Annotated in this window: 19 protein-coding genes and 1 pseudogene; 9 read left to right on the plus strand and 11 right to left on the minus strand. The window is 65.3% G+C overall.

Going from position 1 to position 21,562, the window contains the following annotated elements:
• Nucleotides 1-570 precede the first annotated feature (570 nt).
• Complete coding sequence (locus tag QFZ94_RS28530) at nt 571-918, plus strand: winged helix-turn-helix domain-containing protein (protein ID WP_368584418.1); 348 nt, start codon at nt 571-573, stop codon at nt 916-918.
• Nucleotides 919-975: 57 nt separating this feature from the next.
• On the opposite strand, the gene coaD is transcribed toward QFZ94_RS28530, so the two are convergent.
• Both coaD and rsmD read right to left on the minus strand, forming a co-directional pair.
• Nucleotides 976-1,485: a pantetheine-phosphate adenylyltransferase gene (coaD, locus tag QFZ94_RS28535; protein ID WP_368584417.1), complete on the minus strand. Its 510-nt coding sequence runs from the start codon at nt 1,483-1,485 to the stop codon at nt 976-978.
• 100 nt (nt 1,486-1,585) lie between these two features.
• On the minus strand, nt 1,586-2,200 hold the full coding sequence (rsmD, locus tag QFZ94_RS28540; protein ID WP_368584416.1) for a 16S rRNA (guanine(966)-N(2))-methyltransferase RsmD: 615 nt from the start codon (nt 2,198-2,200) through the stop codon (nt 1,586-1,588).
• Between the two features lie 249 nt (nt 2,201-2,449).
• Here rsmD and ftsY point away from each other — a divergent pair, with 249 nt between their 5' ends.
• Nucleotides 2,450-3,592 (plus strand): signal recognition particle-docking protein FtsY, encoded by a 1,143-nt coding sequence (gene ftsY, locus QFZ94_RS28545; protein ID WP_429461018.1) that lies wholly within the window; start codon nt 2,450-2,452, stop codon nt 3,590-3,592.
• 121 nt (nt 3,593-3,713) lie between these two features.
• Here ftsY and maiA read toward each other — a convergent pair whose 3' ends face one another.
• Both maiA and QFZ94_RS28555 read right to left on the minus strand, forming a co-directional pair.
• Nucleotides 3,714-4,358, minus strand: coding sequence for a maleylacetoacetate isomerase (gene maiA, locus QFZ94_RS28550; protein ID WP_410848187.1), 645 nt, complete (start codon nt 4,356-4,358; stop codon nt 3,714-3,716).
• A 34-nt stretch (nt 4,359-4,392) separates the two neighbouring features.
• Entirely contained in the window at nt 4,393-5,091 is a 699-nt protein-coding gene (locus tag QFZ94_RS28555) for a fumarylacetoacetate hydrolase family protein (protein WP_368584412.1), read from the minus strand.
• 222 nt (nt 5,092-5,313) lie between these two features.
• Between QFZ94_RS28555 and ybiB the strand changes: the two genes are divergently transcribed.
• Both ybiB and QFZ94_RS28565 read left to right on the plus strand, forming a co-directional pair.
• The gene (gene ybiB, locus QFZ94_RS28560; protein WP_429461021.1) at nt 5,314-6,285 is read left to right on the plus strand and encodes a DNA-binding protein YbiB; all 972 of its coding nucleotides are present in this window, start codon (nt 5,314-5,316) and stop codon (nt 6,283-6,285) included.
• Between the two features lie 377 nt (nt 6,286-6,662).
• Nucleotides 6,663-7,649: pseudogene (locus tag QFZ94_RS28565) on the plus strand (2-isopropylmalate synthase); the annotation flags it as partial.
• Nucleotides 7,650-7,840: 191 nt separating this feature from the next.
• On the opposite strand, the gene QFZ94_RS28570 reads toward QFZ94_RS28565, so the two are convergent.
• On the minus strand, nt 7,841-8,224 hold the full coding sequence (locus QFZ94_RS28570; RefSeq protein ID WP_013088304.1) for a nuclear transport factor 2 family protein: 384 nt from the start codon (nt 8,222-8,224) through the stop codon (nt 7,841-7,843).
• A 41-nt stretch (nt 8,225-8,265) separates the two neighbouring features.
• Nucleotides 8,266-8,829, minus strand: coding sequence for an acyloxyacyl hydrolase (locus QFZ94_RS28575; protein ID WP_429461023.1), 564 nt, complete (start codon nt 8,827-8,829; stop codon nt 8,266-8,268).
• 355 nt (nt 8,830-9,184) lie between these two features.
• Here QFZ94_RS28575 and rpoH point away from each other — a divergent pair, with 355 nt between their 5' ends.
• The 5 genes from rpoH (at nt 9,185) to cydX (ending at nt 13,704) form a co-directional block, all read left to right on the plus strand.
• Nucleotides 9,185-10,120, plus strand: a complete 936-nt coding sequence (gene rpoH / locus QFZ94_RS28580; protein WP_429461025.1) for an RNA polymerase sigma factor RpoH — start codon at nt 9,185-9,187, stop codon at nt 10,118-10,120.
• A gap of 416 nt (nt 10,121-10,536) precedes the next feature.
• On the plus strand, nt 10,537-10,797 hold the full coding sequence (gene cydP / locus QFZ94_RS28585; protein WP_429461027.1) for a cytochrome oxidase putative small subunit CydP: 261 nt from the start codon (nt 10,537-10,539) through the stop codon (nt 10,795-10,797).
• The gene (locus QFZ94_RS28590) at nt 10,787-12,379 is read left to right on the plus strand and encodes a cytochrome ubiquinol oxidase subunit I (RefSeq protein ID WP_429461029.1); all 1,593 of its coding nucleotides are present in this window, start codon (nt 10,787-10,789) and stop codon (nt 12,377-12,379) included. The genes cydP and QFZ94_RS28590 overlap by 11 nt, the downstream gene beginning before the upstream one ends.
• 34 nt (nt 12,380-12,413) lie before the next feature.
• Nucleotides 12,414-13,550 (plus strand): cytochrome d ubiquinol oxidase subunit II, encoded by a 1,137-nt coding sequence (gene cydB, locus QFZ94_RS28595; RefSeq protein ID WP_368584406.1) that lies wholly within the window; start codon nt 12,414-12,416, stop codon nt 13,548-13,550.
• 37 nt (nt 13,551-13,587) lie between these two features.
• Complete coding sequence (cydX, locus tag QFZ94_RS28600; protein WP_368584405.1) at nt 13,588-13,704, plus strand: cytochrome bd-I oxidase subunit CydX; 117 nt, start codon at nt 13,588-13,590, stop codon at nt 13,702-13,704.
• 90 nt (nt 13,705-13,794) lie between these two features.
• On the opposite strand, the gene nagE is transcribed toward cydX, so the two are convergent.
• The 5 genes from nagE to QFZ94_RS28625 all read right to left on the minus strand — a co-directional run bounded on the left by nagE (nt 13,795) and on the right by QFZ94_RS28625 (nt 21,239).
• Nucleotides 13,795-15,588, minus strand: coding sequence for an N-acetylglucosamine-specific PTS transporter subunit IIBC (nagE, locus tag QFZ94_RS28605; RefSeq protein ID WP_429461031.1), 1,794 nt, complete (start codon nt 15,586-15,588; stop codon nt 13,795-13,797).
• Nucleotides 15,589-15,719: 131 nt separating this feature from the next.
• Nucleotides 15,720-18,287, minus strand: coding sequence for a phosphoenolpyruvate--protein phosphotransferase (gene ptsP / locus QFZ94_RS28610; RefSeq protein WP_429461944.1), 2,568 nt, complete (start codon nt 18,285-18,287; stop codon nt 15,720-15,722).
• Between the two features lie 38 nt (nt 18,288-18,325).
• Entirely contained in the window at nt 18,326-19,342 is a 1,017-nt protein-coding gene (locus QFZ94_RS28615) for an SIS domain-containing protein (protein ID WP_410848191.1), read from the minus strand.
• Nucleotides 19,326-20,429, minus strand: coding sequence for an N-acetylglucosamine-6-phosphate deacetylase (nagA, locus tag QFZ94_RS28620; RefSeq protein WP_410848192.1), 1,104 nt, complete (start codon nt 20,427-20,429; stop codon nt 19,326-19,328). The genes QFZ94_RS28615 and nagA overlap by 17 nt, the downstream gene beginning before the upstream one ends.
• Nucleotides 20,430-20,504: 75 nt before the next feature.
• Nucleotides 20,505-21,239 (minus strand): GntR family transcriptional regulator, encoded by a 735-nt coding sequence (locus tag QFZ94_RS28625; RefSeq protein ID WP_013088293.1) that lies wholly within the window; start codon nt 21,237-21,239, stop codon nt 20,505-20,507.
• Between the last annotated feature and the right edge of the window lie 323 nt (nt 21,240-21,562).

The raw sequence follows: 21,562 nt of genomic DNA on the forward strand, positions 1-21,562 counted from the left end.
GGAAAGACTGGGGGACTCCAATTATTCGCGTGTGCCCACTTCCGTACTCGATGAAATCCGGGCTTCTTACCTGGAGCTTCGCAGCACACGCGTAGCCGAAGAAGTACGTCGATACTTGGCCGGCACCGAGGACAGTCTGCTGGCGTCACGCGAATCGTCGGACGCCCTTGAAATCCTCGCGGCGGGAATGCCGCGGATGCTGGCTCCGCCGGTCGCGCGCCCTCCGTGTCTGCTGAGTTCCGGCGAAGGAATATTCCTCGGGAGCTGGGCGCAGTTTGTCGCGTACTGGTGCCGGAAAGACCCGACGATTCCGCTACTCGCTGTCGATTGGCCGATCCTCTATGAGCACGTAGCACCGTACGGCCTTCGCCCCCTGGTCGACGACCATAGGGCCATACGCACTCCGTAGAGAGGCGATATGAGCGTGTCGCCATCGCGCCCCTGAAGTGCCGTCAGCGCCCGCCCAAGCTAGACATGGAGATAAAATAAAGAGGCCCGGTTTCCGCTGGGCAGTATCAAAGGTTCGCTTTTCGCGCTCGGGTGAGCGGCGTTTTCGTTGGAGCGATGGTCATGACCCGCCCTGCTGATATCTATCTTCGATTTCTTCAATTGACCGAGGCACTGCGAGGTCTTCCCTCACTTCCCGCGCTCGATCCGCTCGAAGAAAAGATCCTGGAGTTCGTAGCTCGCATGAGGCAAAAAAACGAACGCCTGTCGGTTCGAGACATGATGGCCCAAAGCGCGCTCGGGTCTCCGGCCACCTTGCATGCCCGCATCACGTCAATGCGCGAAAAAGGCTGGCTCCTACTCAACGACACCGAAGATGCTCGCCGCAAACAGGTCGAGCTAACGCCCGCCGCCCTCCGACACTTCGACAAACTTGCCGAGGCATTCGCCAAGGCCGCGAAGGGTAGCTGACATTACACTGCGTCGGTTAAATGATCCGTCAAAACCGGCCATTCGCGCGACTCTGGCTCACGCCCCCTGGGCACCGCCCTGCGGATCCAGCGACGCGACTTTCTCCTTCAGCCATTTTTCGACCGACGGAAATACGAACTTGCTGACGTCGCCGCCCAGTTGCGCGATCTCCCGCACGATCGTGCCCGAGATGAACTGATACTGATCGGACGGCGTCATGAACATCGTCTCGACGTCGGGCAGCAGATAGCGGTTCATGCCCGCCATCTGGAACTCGTACTCGAAGTCCGATACCGCGCGCAGACCCCTGACGATCACCCGTGCGTTGTTGCTCCGCACGAAGTCCTTCAGCAGCCCTTTGAAGCTCATCACCTGGACGTTCGGGTAGTGGCCGAGCACCTCGTGCGCGATCGCGAGGCGCTCCTGGAGAGTGAAAAACGGCTTCTTGGCACGGCTGTCGGCCACACCCACCACCAGCGTGTCGAAAATGCTCGACGCGCGCCGAACGAGGTCCTCGTGACCGCGCGTCAGCGGGTCGAACGTGCCCGGGTACACGGCGACTACCATGAGACTTCTCCTCTTTTCAGACAAAAGGGCACGTCCAAGCGACGCATTTGGCACCGGCGCGGATGACGATAAACCGCCCGGCCCTTTTTTGGAACGCGCATTATTCCTTATTTTCGCGCTGCAGCAAATGAAAGTGCACTGCGCCCGCCTTGCCCTGCCGCACGACCTCCCAGCCCGCGAGCGACTGATGAGCGGTCGGTTCGAGCGCTTCGCCGGCCTCGACATAAAGATAGCCGTCGGCGCGCACGAGCGGCACGGCCACCGCGAGCGCCTTGCCGAGCAGGTCGGCATCGAACGGTGGATCGAGGAACACGACGTCGAACGAGCCTGGCGCGAGGCTCGCCGCAAGACGCAGGCCGTCCGCCTCGGCGATTTCGATCACGTGTGCATCGAGCCGCTGCTGGTTCGCGCGCAATTGGCCGGCGGCGCGCGCATGACGCTCCACCATCAGCACGCGCGCCGCGCCGCGTGACGCGGCCTCGAAGCCGAGCGCGCCGCTGCCGGCGAACAGATCGAGACAGTGCTGGCCGTCCAGGCGCTGGCCGAGCCAGTTGAACAGCGTTTCGCGGACGCGGTCGGGCGTCGGGCGCAAGCCGTCCAGATCGAGCACGGGCAGCGGCGTGCGTTTCCAGTCGCCGCCGATGATGCGAATGGCATGCGGCTTGCCGCCTTTGGACGAAGCGCCAGCGGCGCGTGAAGGTGCTAAACGAGGCATGCAGTATCGTGCAGTTTCAGCTAGGTGGTGAATATGCCCGCGACGCCGATGCGCGCGGGCCGGAGCGCCCACGTTACCACAGGGGCGGCGCGCGTCCAGCCTGGCCGACCGGCCAATACGACGCGCCGCGGCACGCCTGATAAAATGTGCGGCTGCCAGCGCCCGCCCTTTCGCATCCCGGCGCTGCCCACCGCTTCGCCGGTCCCGTGCCGGCTGCGCGCATCGTCGCGCTCTCCCATACGTCAGATCATGTTCAGCTTTTTCAAACGATTCAAGGGTTCGAAAGAGTCCGATACCGCCGCAGACGAAACGCTGGCGGCGCAAGACGACGCGACGCACGCGGCCGAGGTTGCGCCCGTCGAACCCGTCACGCCTACCGCGCCCCCCGCTCCGCCTGTGGTCACGACCATCATCGAGCCGGAGCCCGAACCGCAAGACGCCGACCTCGACAGCGTCGAAATCGTCCCGCCGCCCGTGCAGGACGCCGGCGCGAAGCGCTCGTGGCTCACGCGCCTGAAGAGCGGCCTCGCGAAAACCAGTTCGAACCTGACCGGCATCTTCGTCGGCACGAAGATCGACGAGGACTTGTACGAGGAACTCGAAACCGCGCTGCTGATGTCGGACGCCGGCGTCGAGGCGACCGAATTCCTGCTCGAATCGCTGCGCGAGAAAGTGCGCACCGAACGCCTGACGGACCCGCAGCAGGTCAAAACCGCATTGCGCGCGCTGCTCGTCGAGTTGCTGAAGCCGCTCGAAAAATCGCTAATGCTCGGCCGCGCGCAGCCACTCGTGATGATGATCGCCGGCGTCAACGGCGCGGGTAAAACCACCAGCATCGGCAAGCTCGCGAAGCATCTGCAGAGCTTTCACCAGTCGGTGTTGCTCGCCGCCGGCGACACCTTCCGCGCCGCCGCGCGCGAGCAGCTCGCCGTCTGGGGCCAGCGCAACAACGTGACCGTGGTCGCGCAGGAAAGCGGCGATCCGGCCGCTGTGATTTTCGATGCGGTCGGCGCCGCGCGCGCGCGCAAGATCGACGTGATGATGGCCGACACGGCCGGCCGCCTGCCCACGCAGCTGCATCTGATGGAAGAGCTGCGCAAGGTGAAGCGCGTGATCGGCAAGGCGCAGGACGGCGCGCCGCACGAAGTGCTGCTCGTGATCGACGCCAACACCGGACAGAACGCGCTCACGCAGGTCAAGGCGTTCGACGACGCGCTCGGCCTCACCGGCCTGATCGTCACCAAGCTCGACGGCACGGCGAAGGGTGGTATCCTCGCGGCGATCGCGCGGCAGCGGCCGATTCCGGTGTACTTCATCGGCGTCGGCGAAAAGGTCGAGGATCTGCAGCCGTTCAGCGCGGAGGAGTTTTCGGACGCGCTGCTGGGCGGCTGATCGCGCGAACGTGTGAGCGCTGCGGCGCTCGCCGCTTGCGGCGAACAAAAGGAAAAGGGCACTCCACAGAGTGCCCTTTTTTCGTTTCGAGCGGCCGTCGCCGTGTCACGCGATCCCGCGCTCACTCCGCATCCGGCTGCACGCCCGGCGCGGCGCGCGCGAACGCATCGAGTTGCATCGCGTGGTCGTAGATGCGCTGGATCGTCGGAAACTTTGCGGTGTCGACCTTGAAGCGCTGTGCGTTGAAAACCTGCGGAATCAGGCACGCGTCGGCAAGTGTCGGTGTGTCGCCGAAACACAGTTTGCCGGTGCGCGCCTCGCCGGCGAGATGCGCCTCCAGCGTCGCGAAGCCTGCATCGATCCAGTGCCGGTACCACGCGTCCTTCGCGTCGTCGTCGACTCGCAGCGTGTGCTTCAGATAGCGCAGCACGCGCAGATTGTTCAGCGGATGAATCTCGCACGCGACCTGCAGCGCCACCGAGCGCACATAGGCGCGATCGAGCGGCGCCTTCGGCAGCAGCGGCGGCTCCGGATGCGTCTCCTCGAGATACTCGATGATCGCGAGCGACTGCGGCAGCAAATGACTGCCGTCGGCGAGCGTCGGCACGATGCAGTCCGGGTTGATCTTGCGATACTCGGGCTTCAGCTGCTCGCCGCCTTCGCGCACGAGGTGCACGGGCACATAGTCGTACGACAGGTTCTTCACGTTCAGCGCAATGCGCACACGATACGACGCCGAGCTACGGAAATAGCTGTAGAGCTTCATGTTGTCTGCCTCCTCCACCTGCTCGCAAGCCGTCTCAGACGACGCGCACGCTGAACTCGCCGAGTCCGTCCACGCCGCCCTTCATCAGGTCACCCTTCACGACCGCGCCGACGCCTTCCGGCGTGCCCGTGAAAATCAGGTCGCCGGGCCGCAGTTCGAACAGCGTCGACAGATATGCGATCGTCTCGGCCACCGACCAGATCAGTTGCGACACGTCCGCGCGCTGCTTGTCCTCGCCGTTCACCGAAAGCCAGATCGCGCCCTTGCCGATGTGACCAACTGCTGAAGCCGGATGGATCGGGCCCAACGGCGCCGAGTGATCGAAGCCCTTGGCGGTATCCCAGGGACGGCCCAGTTTCTTCGCTTCGCCTTGCAGGTCGCGACGCGTCATGTCGAGACCGAGCGCATAGCCGTAGACGTGGTCGAGCGCGCGCTCGACGGGGATGTCTTTGCCGCCCTCGCCGATCGCCGCGACCATTTCCATTTCGAAATGGACGTTCTTCGTCTGCGACGGATACGGGAATTCGCCGGTCGTGCCCGGCGCGACGTAGACGACCGCATCGGCCGGCTTCGAGAAGAAGAACGGCGGTTCGCGGTCCGGGTCGTGGCCCATTTCACGCGCATGCGCTTCGTAGTTGCGCCCCACGCAATAGATGCGGCGCACCGCGAACTGCTCGCTCGACCCGACGACCGGCACCGCGACCTGCGGTGCGGGTGCAAACACGTAACTCATCCCGTTCTCCGTTTTTCGATGGGCGCCGCCGAGGCGGCGAGAAACATCGAGTGTAACGCGCGGCACGGCGCGGGTGCGTGTCAGACGGGCGGTCGCGCGTCATCGCGTGCCCGCTGCGCCGCTGTTCGCCCGCTCGCCATAGATGCGATACTCACACCGAATAGCTTCCCGAATGCCGTAGCCGACGCCCAAGCGCGGCACGCCACCCGCCCTCTGCGCACGATGACCGACTCGACCACTACGACTTCTCCCTTCCCCTGCGCCCGCTTCATCAAGGAAATCGGCCGCGGCCCGAACGGCGCCCGCGCGCTGACCGCCGACGACACCCGCGCGCTCTACACCGCGATGCTCGACGGCCGCGTCGCCGAGCTCGAGCTCGGCGCGGTGCTGCTCGCGTATCGCGTGAAAGGCGAAACCGCCGACGAACTCGCCGCGATGCTGGCCGCAGCGCATACGTCGTTCGAGCCGGTGCGGCTGCCGCACGGCGCGTTTCGGCCCGTGTCGATTCCGTCGTACAACGGCGCGCGCAAGCAGCCGAACCTCGTGCCGCTGCTTGCGCTGCTGCTCGCGCGCGAAGGCGTGCCGGTGCTCGTCCACGGCGTCACCGAAGATCCGGGTCGCGTGACGAGCGCGGAAATCTTCACGCATCTGCGCATCGCCCATGCGCAGTCGCACGCGCAGATCGAAGCGGGTCTCGCCGAGCGTCGCGTCGCGTTCGCGTCGATCGACGTACTCGCGCCCAAGCTCGCGCGCCTGCTCGCGCTGCGCCGGCGCATGGGCGTGCGCAACTCGACGCATACGCTGGTGAAGCTGCTGCAGCCATTCGCGCCCGCGGGGCTGCGGCTCGTGAATTACACGCATCCGCCGTATCGCGACAGCCTTACGCAGCTGTTCATCACGCATCCCGATGCGGCCGTCGGCGGTGCGCTGCTCGCGCGCGGCACCGAAGGCGAGGCGGTGGCGGATACGCGCCGCCAGGTGCAGGTCGACTGGCTGCATGACGGCATCTGCGAGACGCGGCTGCCGCACGAGCGCTCGTCGCCCGATGCGCCCGAAGTCGAGCTGCCCGAAGCGCGCGACGCCGCGACCACGGCCGCCTGGATCGACGCCGTGCTGCGCGGCGAAGCACCGGCGCCTGGCGCGATCGAACGGCAGGTCGAGCTGATCGTCGATATCGCGAAGACGGCGGCCTGACGGTCGCGGGTTGACAGGCCAGCACACGCCGTCATACATTTGGCCCCATGCGTTCCCTTCCGAACACCCTCCGAATTATCTCCGGCCGCCTAGCGCGGCCCATATCGCTACGCCTGGCGTAAGTCACGCGTAGCGCCGCGCGCTGGCAGCTCCGGTTGCCGTCGGCGGTCCTCCCGGTAGTTCCCGCAGTTTCGCTTCACCCCGTCGTAGTTCTCCACAATCTTGTCGTCGTTTGTATTCGTCCGTTTACCGCGCGGACGAAGCGAGAGGATCAAATGCACGTTGCCTCGGGCATCCGCATCGTGCATGCGTGACAGTCGGCCAACCGCTCGACGTCCCAACCTCCGCCGACGACACCACGAATGAGGCACTTCACCATGTTGCGCAATCCCGCTGAAAAGTACCGCCCTTTTCCCGCCGTGCGCCTGACCGGTCGCAAGTGGCCGAGTCGCACGATCGACGCCGCGCCCGTCTGGATGAGCACCGACCTGCGCGACGGCAACCAGGCGCTGATCGAACCGATGAACGCCGCGCAGAAGCTCGAGTACTTCGAGATGCTGGTCGCGATCGGTTTCAAGGAAATCGAAGTGGGTTTTCCGTCGGCGTCGCAGACCGATTTCGACTTCGTGCGCAAGCTGATCGACGAGCGGCGCATTCCCGACGACGTCACGATCGAGGTCTTCGTGCCGTCGCGCGCGGAGCTGATCGCACGCACGTTCGATGCGCTCGACGGCGCTCCGCGCGCGATCGTGCATCTGTATAACGCGATCTGCCCGTCGTTCCGGCGCATCGTGTTTCAGCAATCGAAGGACGAGATCAAGGCGCTCGCAGTCGAAGGCACGCGCGTCATCAAGGAACATGCGCAGGCGCGGCCGGGCACACACTGGATCTTCCAGTACTCGCCCGAGACCTTCAACACGACCGAGCTGCCGTTCGCACGCGAGGTGTGCGACGCGGTCGCGCAAATGTGGCGGCCGACGCGCCATCACAAGATGATCGTCAACCTGCCGGCGAGCGTCGAAGCGGCCACGCCGAACGTATTCGCCGACCAGATCGAATGGATGCACCGCAACCTCGGCTACCGCGACAGCATTGTGCTGTCGGTGCATCCGCACAACGATCGCGGCACCGCGGTGGCCGCGGCGCAGCTCGCGCTGCTGGCGGGCGCGGATCGCATCGAAGGCTGTCTGTTCGGCAATGGCGAACGCACCGGCAACGTCGATCTCGTCACGCTCGCGATGAATCTCGACACGATGGGTATCGACAGCGGTCTGGATTTCTCGGATCTCGCGACGATCCGGCGTGTGGCGGAGCACTGCACGGGGCTTCCCGTGGCCGCGCGGCATCCATATGCGGGAGAAGTGGCGATGCGCGGCACACGCGAGCCGCGCGACGCAGATGCCGAGCGCGATGAATACGGCGCAAACAGCCGCGATAAAGCTGAGGATTGCGTAATCGCGTAAATCCGACTTGAGCTTGCGGCGGAGGAGTGCGCACCCAGCATTCCGCCGCCAGGATGGGCGCGCTCACGAGGCGCGCCCGCGCGATGAGAATCTCACTCCAGCGCGCAACGCGTCGCCTGCCATGCGATCAGCCGCCACTGGCCGTCTTCGTGCGTGTGGATCGCGGTATAAGCAATCGGGAACAGCAGCGCGCCGTTGTTCGCTTCCATCTCGATCAGCGCGCGTCCCGTGACCACGTAGGTTTCGCGCCCGGCCGGCAAAACTTCCTGCGACTGCACTTCGATTTGCCGATAACGACGGCGCCCCGCGGTGATCCCGTCGATGAACTGTCGCTTCGTCTCGCGTTTGCCGTTCGTATGAACGTAGCTCACGTTGTCCGCGAGCAGCGTGTCGAGCGACTGCCCGTCGCCGTCGACCATCGCGCGAAATCGCTCTCGCTCGAGCCCGCGAATCGCTTCGATCATCTTTGCCGCCATTGCAGAGCCCCTCGAACACCGCGAGCCACAAGGGGCCACGGTCAGAAGTGATATTGCAAATATAGCTGGCTGAAATTTATACCAGGATTCGGCTCTTTGATACCGCCATTGGAAACATGCTGGAAGCGGTAGCCGGCGGCATACTGCTGATGAGCGCCGAACTGCAGCCCAACGCCCGCCATCTCGGTGAACTGGAACGCGGTGCCCAACGTGAAGTCGGAAGAAATGCGCGGACTGGTCAGCAATCCGACACCGGCACCCACCTCGATGAATGGCCGCACTGAACCCGACGACTTGACGAAGCGGATCACCGGCATCACGCCGATCTCGCCGATGTTGTCGTGAACGTTTCCTTCATCGGTGTGCCACCACGCGACGTGCGCCTCGCCGATCAGCGCGAAATGCCAGTCGCCGATCTGCCACCAGGTGAGGTTCGGGTCCCAGACCGCGCCGAGATCGAGCCTCTTGACGAGACGATCACCGACGCCGGCGGCCACTTGCACGCCGAACCGGTCAGCCCGGGAGGCGCCCGCCGCACCCAGCAGCAGAACGGCCAACGCACTTTTTAGAGTAAGTCTACGGACCACAAGATTCTTCTTGTTCATTCGGCCCCCCATACTGATGACTATTAAGCGAGCGCCCCCTTTATTCTAAGCATGGATTCCGGGGCAAGTATGTTCCAGTTAATGCGCCCGAACGGCAATTATTCTCCCTGAAATCGGACGACGTCAGTCGATCATGAGTCTGTAGCCGCCTCGAACGGTAATTTGTACGGGCTCAACACACAGCGCAAATAGAGCGTATGATGGCTATCAGAAGTCAAGATTCAATAGGATTTTCGGGAACTTGGATACCCCTGCGACCTCTAAGTATTAGCACTCGGCAGATCTGAGTGCTAACATCCATCGCTGGAGTCGTTTACTGAGTACGCTATTGTCTGATTCCAAAGGAGCTTCACACGTGAGCCATGCAATGACCCTTCCGAGTACTTTGAGCCCGTCGTCGGCTAAGGCCGCTCCGGCAGGTGCACTGGCGCTCTCGCATTCCTCGCTGCTGTCCGGTCAACTGGGCAACATCGACGCCTACATTCAGGCGGTCAACCGGATTCCAATGCTGACGCCGGCGGAAGAACGCCAGTTCGCCACCGAATTGCGCGAACACGACAATCTGGAGGCCGCACGCCGCCTCGTGCTGTCGCACCTGCGACTCGTCGTGTCGATCGCGCGTAACTACCTGGGCTACGGGTTGCCGCACGCCGACCTGATCCAGGAAGGCAACATCGGCCTGATGAAAGCGGTCAAGCGCTTCGATCCCGAGCAAAACGTACGCCTCGTGTCGTACGCGATGCACTGGATCAAGGCAGAGATCCACGAATACATCCTGCGCAACTGGCGCATGGTGAAGGTCGCCACGACCAAGGCGCAGCGCAAGCTGTTCTTCAACCTGCGCAGCCACAAGCAGGGCCTCGGCGCGTTCACGCCGGACGAGATCGAAGGTCTCGCGAAGGAACTGAACGTGAAGCGCGAAGAGGTCGCGGAGATGGAAACGCGTCTGTCGGGCGGCGATATCGCGCTCGAAGGTCAGGTCGAAGACGGTAAAGAGTCGTACGCGCCGATCGCCTACCTGGCCGACTCGCATAGCGAGCCGACCGCCGTGCTGGCTTCGCGTCAGCGCGACCGGCTGCAAAGCGACGGCATCGCAAGCGCGCTCGACGCGCTCGATCCGCGCAGCCGCCGCATCATCGAAGCGCGCTGGCTGAAGGTGGCCGACGACGGCTCGGGCGGCTCCACGCTGCACGAGCTGGCCGACGAGTTCGGCGTGTCGGCCGAGCGTATCCGGCAGATCGAAGCCAGCGCGATGAAGAAGATGCGCGGCGCGCTGACCGAATACGCGTAAATGCGTCGAAGCCATGCGCGCGTCGAATGTGTCCTGCCCAAGAGATCGGTAAAAGCGACGCACGGTAGCCGGTCGCGTACTATTTAGCGGCCATCGCGCTTGAGCCCCGCCCTCGCAAGACGGCGGGGCTTTTTCATTCCTTTCGCCCATTCGTGCGCCCCCCGGCCGGCGCGCATTCGCGTCGGCCTATCCCCAAGCCGGCCTGTCGAGGCCGGTAAGCCTTTCTTGACGTATCGCAAGTCCGGTAGCAATACTGCACAGACGCGGCAAGTTTCGCGACCTGATGCCGCATGGCTAACTCTGAGCGCGCGAGGTTCCCCCTCCTACAATCGGCATGCATTCGCCAGACTGCCTGACGGCAAGGGCGGTCTGGATCCGGCCGGACTCTCCGGCGTGAAGTCGTCTTTCGACCGATCATGACCCTAGCCCTCAATCGCAGCAGCACTGTCCGGTCGCGCTTGCGCGGCGGGTTCACCAGGTGGGTGCGCGGTCCCACGCCGGCGCGCGATATTGCCATCATCCTCGCCATCAAGTTCGCTCTACTGCTGGCGATCAAGTTCACATTCTTCAGTCATCCGCAGGCGGAGCACATGATGCTGCCGCCTCGGCAGGTCGCGCAGGCGCTGCTGTCGGTGCCCGCCCCGCATCCGTCCGGAGGTGATCAACATGCCCGTTAGCGAAGTCGTAGAACTGTCGCGGCTCCAGTTCGCCATCACGGCGCTTTATCACTTTCTGTTCGTGCCGCTCACGCTCGGCCTCGCCTGGTTGCTCGTCATCATGGAGTCGGTCTACGTGATGACCGGCAAGCAGATCTACAAGGACATGACGCAGTTCTGGGGCAAGCTGTTCGGCATCAACTTTGCAATGGGCGTCGCGACCGGCCTCACGCTCGAGTTTCAGTTCGGCACCAACTGGGCCTATTACTCCCATTACGTCGGCGACATTTTCGGCGTGCCGCTCGCCGTCGAAGGACTGATGGCGTTCTTCCTCGAATCGACGTTCGTCGGTCTGTTCTTCTTCGGCTGGAACAGATTGTCGAAAGTGCAGCATCTGATCGTCACGTTCTGTGTCGCGCTCGGATCGAACCTGTCGGCGCTGTGGATTCTGGTTGCCAACGGCTGGATGAACAATCCGGTCGGCGCGAAGTTCAACTACCAGACGATGCGCATGGAGCTCGACAGCATCGGCGCGGTGATCTTCAACCCGGTCGCACAGGTGAAGTTCGTGCACACGGTGTCGGCCGGTTACGTGACCGCGGCGATGTTCGTCCTCGGGGTGTCGTCGTGGTATCTGTTGAAGCGCCGCGACACCGAATTCGCGCTGCGCTCGTTCGCGATCGCCGCCGGTTTCGGCCTCGCGTCGGCGCTGTGCGTGATCGTGCTCGGCGACGAATCCGGCTATCGCACCGGTGAAGTCCAGCAGGTCAAGCTCGCCGCGATCGAATCCGAATGGGAAACCGCGCCCGCGCCGGCGCCGTTCACGGTATTCGGTATTCCCAACCAAAAGGAGCAGCGCACCGACTACGCGATCCGCGTGCCGTACGCGCTCGGCATCATCGCGACGCGCTCGCTGAGCGAACCCGTGGTCGGCCTGCGCGACCTGATCGCCGAAAACGAGGGGCGCATCAAGAACGGCATGCTCGCCTTCTCGGCGCTGCAGAAGTTGAAAGGCGGCGACTCGAGCGACGAAGCGCACGCCGCGTTCGACAAGTACAAGGACGATCTCGGCTACGGCCTGCTGCTCAAGCGCTTCGCGCCGAACGTCACTGATGCGACGCCAGAGCAGATCGCGGCCGCGGCAAAGAGCACGATTCCGCCAGTGTTGCCGCTGTTCTTCTCGTTCCGCATGATGGTCGGCCTGGGCCTGCTGTTCCTCGCGACCTTCGTGCTCGCGTTCTGGTTCTGCGCGCAGCGCACGCTGCTGCTCGAAAAGCGTCGCTGGTTCCTGCGCTGGGCGGTCATCGCGATTCCGCTGCCGTGGCTTGCCGCCGAACTCGGCTGGATCGTCGCGGAAATGGGCCGCCAGCCGTGGAGCATCGCGGGCATTCTGCCGACCAACCTGGCCGCATCGACGCTGACGCCGCGCGATCTGTATCTGAGCATCGCCGGCTTCGTGCTGTTCTACACGGGGCTGTTCGTCATCGAGATCATGCTGATGTTCAAGTACGCGCGGCTCGGCCCTTCGTCGCTGCATACGGGCCGCTATCACCACGAGATCGAGCAGCAGGTGTCGCAGCCGCTGTCGAACACGGCCGCGTGACGCGCCGCCACACCGCCTCAGAGGAATAAGCCATATGGACTACGCAGCCCTCAAACTGATCTGGTGGGTATTGATCGGTGTACTGCTGATCGGCTTCGCGCTCACCGACGGCTTCGACATGGGCGCGGCGATCCTGCTGCCGTTCATCGCCAAAACGGACTCCGAGCGCCGCATCGTCGTGAACACGGTCGGCGCGACGTGGGAAGGCAACCAGGTCTGGTTCGTGACCGCAGGCGGCGCGATGTTCGCGGCGTGGCCGCTCGCCTATGCGGCATCGTTCTCGGGCTTCTACTTCGCGATGCTGCTGGTGCTGTTCGCGCTGTTCTTCCGCCCGGTCGGCTTCGACTATCGCGGCAAGCGCGAGGATCCGCGCTGGCGCAACGCGTGGGACTGGGGCCTCTTCATCGGCGGCTTCGTGCCGGCGCTGGTGTTCGGCATCGCGTTCGGCAATCTGCTGCAAGGCGTGCCGTTCTCGTTCGACACCGATCTGCGCGTCACCTATCACGGCAGCTTCTTCGGCCTGCTCAATCCGTTCGCGCTGCTGACGGGTCTCGTCAGCGTGTCGATGCTGGCCGCGCACGGCGCGGCGTTCGTCAAGTGGAAGACCGATGGCGAGGTTCACGAGCGCGCGTCGAAGGCGCTGCGGCTCGCGGCGCTGTGCACGCTGGTGCTGTTTCTCGTCGCGGGCGCGCTCGTCGCGACGATGATCGGCGGCTATCAGATCGTCGACATGCCGCCGCTCGACGCGGTCTCCAATCCGTTGATGAAGACCGTGATCGGCGCGCCGGGTTTGTGGCTGAACAACTACGCGCTCTATCCGTGGACGGCGATCGCGCCGCTCGCGGGTCTCGTCGGCGGGGTGCTCGCGGTGCTGCTCGCGCGCTCGCGCTTCGAGGCGACGGCGTTTCTGTCGACGTCGCTGATGGTCGTTGGCGTGATCCTGACCGCGGGCTTCGCGATGTTCCCATTCATCATGCCTTCATCACTCGACGGCCGCAGCAGCCTGACCATGTGGGATTCGACGTCGAGCCAGATGACGCTCGAGATCATGCTGTTCGCGGTGATCCTGTTCCTGCCGATCATCCTGCTCTATACCGGCTGGGTGTATCGCGTGATGCGCGGCAAGGTGACCGCCGCGGCGATCAAGGAAAACCACCATTCGATGTATTGAGCGGCACCATGCTCCAACAGGAAAACAGGAGTTCGTGATGTGGTATTTCAGCTGGATTCTCGGCGTTGGCGTCGCACTGGCGTTCGGTGTCGTCAATGTGATGTGGCTCGAATCGCGCGAGTTGGCGCGCTCGGCAAAACAGGTGACTCGCTAGGCGGCACGCTTTGGTCGTAAACGCGAAAGCGGCACCTTGGGAAAAGGTGCCGCTTTCTTATCTCAACAATCGCCGACAGCCATCAACCGATCAAGCCGGCACCGGCGCCGCGCCCGCCCCACCGCCTTGCGACGACAGGCGCTCGGCCAGCTTCTGCGCATAGCGCTGCGCGGCCTCGCCGACGACGATATGGAACGTGTCGGTCGACACCCATGCCGTATCGAGCGTCGCGAGACGCTGACGATCGACCGCCGACGGATCGCGCACGACCACGCGCAGACGCGTCGCCGCCACCGCATCGAGCGATACCACGTTGCCCGCGCCGCCCAACACGGCGAGCCAGCGCAGCGGATCGGGGTCGAGCGGACCGCCTTGCGCGCCATCGGTGTGCCCAACGTTTCGCGCGACCGGCGCGGCAGCAGCCGGCGCCGCTACAGCAGCAGCCGCCTTCACTGCGTCGCCCTGCCCCTGCGCGATCGCCGTACGCATCTCATCGGCGATGATGTCCGCTTCCGGTCCGATGATCACCTGCACGTTATTCGCGCCGCGCTTGAGCACGCCACGCGCGCCGATCGACTTCAGTTCGCTGTCGGAGACCTTGTCCGCATCGACGACCGACAGACGCAGACGCGTAGTGCATGCATCCACGACCGACAGGTTCGCCGCCCCGCCGAGCGCCGCGATATAACGCTGCGCGCGCGGCACGGCCGCACCGGCCGCCGGCGCGACGAAACCACCCGCCGCGAACGACTCGACCTGCTCTTCAGCAGCGGCGGGCTCACGACCCGGCGTCGCCATGTTGAACTTGCGGATGAAGAAGCGGAACAGACCGTAGTACACGACCGAGTACACGAGGCCGAGCGGAATCGCCCACCAGCCCTTCGTCGACAGACCGAAGTTCAGCACGTAGTCGATGAAGCCCGCCGAGAACGTGAAGCCGAGGTGAATGCCGAGCGCCGAGCAGATCGCGAGCGACAGCCCCGTCAGCAGCGCGTGGATCGCATACAGCACCGGCGCGAGGAACATGAAGCTGAACTCGATCGGCTCGGTCACACCGGTCAGGAACGACGTGAGCGCCATCGAAAACAGAAGGCCGCCGGCCACTGCGCGACGCTCCTTCGGCACCTCGTGGAACATCGCCAGACACGCGGCCGGCAGGCCGAACATCATCACCGGGAAGAAGCCGGTCATGAAGGTGCCCGCGGTCGGGTCGCCGGCGAAGAAGCGGTGCAGGTCGCCCGTGACCGCCGCGCCACCGGCCGGCGTGAAGCTGCCGAACACGAACCACGTCAGCGAGTTCAGGATGTGATGCAGGCCCGTGACGAGCAGCAAGCGGTTCAGCACACCGAACACGAAGGCGCCGAGCGCGCCGGCCGTCGTGAGCCAGTGGCCGGCCAGGTCGATCGCGCTCTGCACCGGTGCCCACACGTGGCCGAATATGATCCCTAGCACCACGCAGACCACCCCTGTCACGATCGGCACGAAGCGTTTGCCGCCGAAGAACGCCAGGTAGTCGGGCAGCTTGATGTCCTTGTAGCGGTTGTACAGCAGCCCCGCGACGATCCCCGCGATGATCCCCGACAGCACGCCCATGTTGAGCTTGTCGTTGATGTCCTTCATCACCGCGATCTGCACCAGATAGCCGATCGCGCCAGCCAGACCCGCGACGCCGTTATTGTCTTTCGCGAAGCCGACCGCCACGCCGATCGCGAACAACAGCGGCAGGTTGTCGAAGATCGCGCCGCCCGCATCGGCGATCATCTTGATGTTGAACACGTCGGGCTGGCCGAGCCGCAGCAGCAGGCCGGCGACCGGTAGCACCGCGATCGGCAGCATCAGCGCGCGTCCCAGGCGCTGTATCTTCAGAAACGGATTTGCATCCATCGGTATCTCCAGTTTTGTCTCGGGGGTACGTTCTTCGGTGAGTAGTGCAGCGATGCGGAGAAGCGCGCCGCGCGTGAAGGCAGCCGTACTGCCGGACGCACGGCGTGCGGGTTCTCCAATTGATTAATCCGTCAATCGAGCGGCCACGTCGCGCGGCTTGCGGCTCGAACCGCCTGCGCCGAGTCGAGCGCGAGCGCATCGCGGGCACGCTGACGGCACAACTGATAGTCGAGCGTACGCACGCGTGCCTTGATGCCGGGCACCGAGACCGGGTCGACCGATAGCTCGGTCACACCCAGGCCCACCAGCAGCGGCATCGCGAGCGGGTCGCCGGCGAGCGCGCCGCACACGCCGACCCATTTGCCGTGCTTCGCTGCACCTTCGACGGTCGCCGCGATCAGCCGCAGCACCGCCGGATGCAGGCCGTCCGCCTGCGCCGCGAGATCGGGCTGGCAGCGGTCCATCGCGAGCGTGTATTGGGTCAGGTCGTTGGTGCCGATCGACAGGAAATCGGCGTGCTGTGCGAGCTGATCGGCGAGCAATGCAGCCGACGGCACTTCGATCATCACACCCACTTCGACCGGCTCGGTGCTGCCCGCTTCGCGTGCGAGTTCGTCGATACGCTTGCGGATGCGGATCAGTTCGCCCGCGTCGGTGATCATCGGCAGCAGGATGCGCACGGCGCCGATCGGACGCACCGCGAGCAGGCCACGCAGCTGGTCGTCGAGCAGATCGGGGCGCACCTGCGCGAGGCGCACGCCGCGCAGGCCGAGCGCGGGGTTCGGCTCGGGCGGCAGCGTCAGATAGTCGACTTCCTTGTCCGCGCCGACATCGAGCGTGCGGATGATCGCGGTGCGGCCGCGCAGCGCATCGACGATCGCCTGATAGCTGTGGCGATGCTCGTCCGCGCTCGGCGCGGCCGGGCGGTGGATGAACAGCAGCTCGGTGCGCAGCAGGCCGACCGAGTCGGCGCCGTTGTCGACCGCGGCGTTCGCGTCGTCGAGTGTGGCGATGTTGGCGGCCACTTCGATCGCGCGGCCGTCGGAGGTCGCCGCTGCCTGTTGCGACGTGCGGCGATTCGCTTCGCGCACGTCGGCGAGGCGGCTGCGTTCGCACCGGGCGCGTTCGACGTCGAGTTCGGTCGGCGCGAATTCGAGCCGGCCGGTGCTCGCGTTCACCACCACCTGCGTGCCATCGGGAATCGCATGCAACGCGTCGCCGACCGCGACCAGCGCCGGGATGCCCGCCTGACGCGCGAGAATCGCCGCGTGCGAGGTCGCGCCGCCGCGCGCCATCACGAGCGCGGTCACACGCGTGCGATCGAGCGACGACAGATCCGACGGCGTGAATTCGTCGGCCGCGAGCACTGCCTCGTCCGGCAGCGTGCGGGCCGCGCTGCTCGTGTAGCCGAGCGCGCGCTGCACGCGCTTTTCAATGTCGCGCAGATCGGCGGCCCGCTCGGCGAGCAGTGCGTCTTCGACATTACTCAGGATGTCTATTTGCGCGCGGATCGCCTCGCGCCACGCAAAACCCGCGCTCTTGCCGAGGCTGATCAGATCGCGCGCGGCGTCGAGCAGCGTCGGATCTTCGAGCAGCACGCGATGCACCGCGAAAATCCCCGCCTCGCCGACCGAGCCGCGTTGCGACGCATCGCGCACGATCGTGTCGAGATCGGCGTCGACGGTCGCGATCGCCTTGTCGAGCAGACGGCTCTCCGCCGCCGACGTGCCGCTCGCCTGCTCCGGCGGATCGACGTCCGCGTCGTCCCAGCGCACCAGCTTGCCGACCGCGACGCCCGGCGCCGCGCATACGCCAGCGAGCGTATTCGGCGCGAGCGGCTCGCCCGCGGCGGGCGTGGCAACCACGCTCGCCGGTGCTGTCGCCGGCCGCGCGGGTTTCTGTTCCACGTCACCGTGCGCTTCGCGCGTCAGTTCATCGGCGATCGCATCGACCGCCGCCTGCGCCTGCGGACCGACGCCGAGCAACTCGACGCTCGCGCCTTCGCCGGCACCGAGTCCGAGCAGACCCACGACGCTTTCGATCGGCGCCTTGCGTCCGTCGTAGCGCACTTCGACGCGCGCGTCGAAGCCGCGCGCCGCTTCCCGCGCTCGCGCCGCGGGCCGCGCATGCAGACCGCCCGCGTGCGTCAGCGTGATCTGCCGGCGCGCTTCGTCCATCACCTGCGCGGCGCACGCCTCGCGCACCGCGTCATGGCTGACGCCTTCGCGCGCGCGCAGCACCAGCAGCGGCGTTTCGCCTGCCTTGACGTGACCGTCCGGCGCCCGCTCGATGATTTCGAACGCTTCCGAATTCGCAACCGCGATCACCGACACGAGGCTCGGCGCATTCAGCGCGACCTGATCCTGATCGAACTCGATCAGCACGTCACCGGCGCGAACCTGCGCGCCCTGCCCCACCATCGGCGCAAAGCCCTTGCCGTTCAACCCGACCGTGTCGATACCGATATGCAGCAGAATCTGCGCGCCTTCGGCGCTCTCGAGCGTCACCGCGTGGCCGGTGCGCGCGAGATGCGTGACGACGCCGTCGCACGGCGCGACGAGCCGCCCCTCGAGCGGATCGACGCCGATGCCGTCGCCGAACATGCCGCCCGCAAACACCGGGTCCGGCACCTTCGCAAGCGGCACGACCGGGCCGGTCAGCGGTGCAAGCAAAACAATGTGATCTTCGGAATGGCTCATCAGGTTGGACTTCTCGACACGTCGCATCGTCGTTCTCGTCAGTGAGTTTCGGTGACTTTGTTCAGATGGCGTGGCGCGTCCGGATTGCGCCCGCGCGCGGCGGCAAGATCCGCGGCCATCACGTAAAAGGACAGGATGGCGGCGATCGGATCGAGCGCCGCGTGTGCGGTAGCGACGAGCGGCAGCGAAGCGTCCGCGACGTCGTCGGGTGCCGCGAGCAGCACGCGCGCGCCGCGCGCGCGCATGTCGTGCGCGAGTTGCAGCAGACCCGCCTGCTCTGGCCCGCGCGGTGCGAACACGAGCAGCGGATAGTCGCGATCGATCAGTTCCATCGGACCATGACGCACTTCCGCGCTCGAAAACGCTTCGGCCTGGATGCCGGAAGTTTCCTTCAGCTTCAGCGCGGCCTCCTGCGCGATCGCGAGGCCAAGGCCGCGGCCGATCACGATCATCCGCTCGATGCCGCGCAACTCGTTGACGGCCATCGACCAGTCGAGCCGGCCCGCGCGTTCCAGCGCGTCGGGCAGCGTATTTAGTCCAGCGAGCAACTCGGCGTCGTTCTGCCAATGTGCGACCAGCTGCGCGGAGATCGACAGCATCGCGATGTAGCTCTTGGTCGCCGCGACGCTCAGTTCGGGACCGGCGACGAGCGGCAGATGCCACTCGCAGGCGTCGGCCAGCGGTGAGCTCGGTGCGTTGACGGCGGCGACCGTCAGCGCGCCGGCTGCACGCAACGCGTTCATCGTGCCGACGAGGTCGGGGCTCTTGCCCGATTGCGAAAACGCGAGCGCAAGCTGATCGCGCACCTGCAGCGGCGCCTGCTGCAGCGTCGCGACCGACATCGGCAGCGACGCGACCGGCACGCCCAGGCGGCTCATCGTCAGCGATGCAAAGTAACTGGCGGCGTGGTCGGAGCTGCCGCGCGCGACGGTCAGCGCGACGTGGCGCGGCTGTTGCGCGAGCTTCGCGGCGAGCGCCGCGACGCGCGAGGTGTCCTTGAGCTGCTCGGCGACCGTTGCGGCGGACGCGAGCGCTTCTTTAAGCATATTCGACAATGGCTTCTCCTTCGACGTAGGTTGCGCTAAGCGCCAGCTCGCGGTCGAAGACGACCACGTCGGCCCACGCACCCCGCGCGATGCGGCCGCGGTCTTCGATACCGAGATAGTCGGCGGCGTAGCGCGACAAACGGTGGGATACATCGGCGATCGGCAGGCCGATCGAGACAAGATTGCGCAGCGCCTGATCCATCGTCAGCGTGCTGCCCGCGAGCGTGCCGTCGGCCAAACGTACGCCGCCGAGACACTTGGTCACGTGCTGGCTGCCGAGGCGATACTCGCCGTCGGGCATGCCGGTGGCCGACGTGCTGTCCGTCACCACATACAGGCGCGGTATTGCACGCAGCGCGGTGCGGATCGCACCCGGATGCACGTGCAGCAGGTCGGGAATGATTTCGGCGTACTCGGCGTGCGCGAGCGCTGCGCCGACGAGGCCAGGGTTGCGGTGATGCAGCGGCGACATCGCGTTGAACAGATGCGTGAAGCCGCACGCGCCGTGCTTGAGCGCGGCGACCGCGTCGTCGTAGGTGCCGAGCGAATGGCCGAGCTGCACGCGCACGCCGCGCGCCGCCATCTCGGAGATGATCTCCATGTGGCCGGCGATCTCGGGCGCCAGCGTGACGACGCGGATCGGCGCGATCGACAGATACTTGAGCACCTCGTCCAACACCGCCGATACCGCCGCGTCGGGCTGCGCGCCGAGCTTGCCGGGGTTGATATACGGTCCTTCCAGATGTACGCCGAGCACGCGCGCGCAGCCCGGCGTGCGCACCCGCGTGACGGTGCCGAGCCCGGCGACGACGTTCATCAGTTCGTCGCGGGGCGCGGTCATCGTCGTGGCGAGCAGGCTCGTGGTGCCGTAGCGCGCATGCGTGCGCGTGATCGTTTCGATCGCGTCGCCGGCTTCCATCACGTCGGCGCCGCCGCCGCCATGCACGTGCAGATCGATGAAGCCGGGCAGGATGTACGGCGCGTCGTTCGTCGACGGATCGACCCGCTCGCCTGACAGCGCCGTGATGCGGCCGTTTTCGTATTCGAGCGTGCCGTGGATCCACCCTTCGGTGGTGAGTATGTTTCCGGTCAGCATAAGTCTCTCTGGTGCGTGATGCGTATGCGGCAAAAATGCGTTCGCCGGACCTGCGGCCTATGCGGCCCTCGCAATTCAGGTGCGCAATTCAGCGACGAAGTCGTAGTAGTCGTCGCGGCAATAGGTGTCGGTCAGCTCGATCGCGCGCTGATCCGCGCTGTAGCCGATACGGGTAATGACCAGCAGTGCGGTGCGCGGTTCGATGTCCATCAGCGCGGCGATTTCGCTCGACGCGTTGACCGCGCGGAAGTGCTGCAGCGCGCGCACCACAGCCGCGCCGCGTTGCTCGAGATAGCTGTACAGCGAGTCGCCGATCACGAGCGGATCGGGCACGATCGCGACCGGCAGCGCCGAATGCTCGACCGCCATCACGATGCCGTCCGCACGCCGCAGCCGCCGCAGGCTCGCGACAGCCGCTCCCGGCGACAGGCCGAGGTGCAGCAGCTCGTCGCGATTGGCAGCGCGCACGTCGCGTTCGAGCCAGACCGAATCCGGGCGAAAACCGCGCTGCTGCATCTTCTTCGTGAAGCCGGTGAGACGCGACAGCGGGTCTTCGACGCGCGGCGTGATGAAGCTGCCGGCGCCGCGCGAGCGCCGGATCAGCCCCTGCTCGACCAGCAGTTCGATCGCCTTGCGCGCGGTGATGCGCGATACGCCGATCGCGTCGGACAGTGTGCGCTCGGAAGGCAGAGCCTCGCCGGCCGACCAGACGCCGCAATGGATCGCCGTCGCCAGGTTGCGCGCGAGCTGCAGGTAGAGCGGCGTGACGTTGCGCACGTCAGGCATCAATGCGGACCAGCGAGTTTCCATGGGGCTCCAAGGACGCCGCGAGCAGCACGGCCTCGAAAAATGAGAGCCCATTATATAACCAACATAATACCAGTCAACGGACTGGTACCATGCCGGTCGATACCACCGGAAAGCCTTATCAGATAAGGCTCAGAGGCAGTTTTGCGGGCTGATGAGAAAGGGATTCGCAGACCAGGACTTTCCCGAATCGGACCAACCGGCGATACCAGCGAGCGGCGAACGGCCTTTAGTGGTATCAAAACACTCTCAATGATCAATACCTGTTTAATACCACTTGGCGCGTGGCTGCGATGGACTGGCTTTGTAAATAAGGGTCGTGCCGA

The organism is Paraburkholderia sp. JPY465, from assembly GCF_050436725.1.
Classification (GTDB): domain Bacteria; phylum Pseudomonadota; class Gammaproteobacteria; order Burkholderiales; family Burkholderiaceae; genus Paraburkholderia; species Paraburkholderia youngii.

Coding starts and splice junctions, on each gene's coding strand:
- QFZ94_RS28570 (WP_013088304.1), bottom strand. CDS start 8,224: ATGGCGGCAAAGATGATCGAAGCGATTCGCGGGCTCGAGCGAGAGCGA.
- maiA (WP_410848187.1), bottom strand. CDS start 4,358: ATGAAGCTCTACAGCTATTTCCGTAGCTCGGCGTCGTATCGTGTGCGC.
- rsmD (WP_368584416.1), bottom strand. CDS start 2,200: ATGCCTCGTTTAGCACCTTCACGCGCCGCTGGCGCTTCGTCCAAAGGC.
- QFZ94_RS28590 (WP_429461029.1), top strand. CDS start 10,787: ATGCCCGTTAGCGAAGTCGTAGAACTGTCGCGGCTCCAGTTCGCCATC.
- coaD (WP_368584417.1), bottom strand. CDS start 1,485: ATGGTAGTCGCCGTGTACCCGGGCACGTTCGACCCGCTGACGCGCGGT.
- QFZ94_RS28530 (WP_368584418.1), top strand. CDS start 571: ATGACCCGCCCTGCTGATATCTATCTTCGATTTCTTCAATTGACCGAG.
- QFZ94_RS28625 (WP_013088293.1), bottom strand. CDS start 21,239: ATGGAAACTCGCTGGTCCGCATTGATGCCTGACGTGCGCAACGTCACG.
- QFZ94_RS28555 (WP_368584412.1), bottom strand. CDS start 5,091: ATGAGTTACGTGTTTGCACCCGCACCGCAGGTCGCGGTGCCGGTCGTC.
- nagA (WP_410848192.1), bottom strand. CDS start 20,429: ATGCTGACCGGAAACATACTCACCACCGAAGGGTGGATCCACGGCACG.
- cydP (WP_429461027.1), top strand. CDS start 10,537: ATGACCCTAGCCCTCAATCGCAGCAGCACTGTCCGGTCGCGCTTGCGC.
- ftsY (WP_429461018.1), top strand. CDS start 2,450: ATGTTCAGCTTTTTCAAACGATTCAAGGGTTCGAAAGAGTCCGATACC.
- ybiB (WP_429461021.1), top strand. CDS start 5,314: ATGACCGACTCGACCACTACGACTTCTCCCTTCCCCTGCGCCCGCTTC.
- cydB (WP_368584406.1), top strand. CDS start 12,414: ATGGACTACGCAGCCCTCAAACTGATCTGGTGGGTATTGATCGGTGTA.
- QFZ94_RS28575 (WP_429461023.1), bottom strand. CDS start 8,829: ATGAACAAGAAGAATCTTGTGGTCCGTAGACTTACTCTAAAAAGTGCG.
- ptsP (WP_429461944.1), bottom strand. CDS start 18,287: ATGAGCCATTCCGAAGATCACATTGTTTTGCTTGCACCGCTGACCGGC.
- cydX (WP_368584405.1), top strand. CDS start 13,588: ATGTGGTATTTCAGCTGGATTCTCGGCGTTGGCGTCGCACTGGCGTTC.
- nagE (WP_429461031.1), bottom strand. CDS start 15,588: ATGGATGCAAATCCGTTTCTGAAGATACAGCGCCTGGGACGCGCGCTG.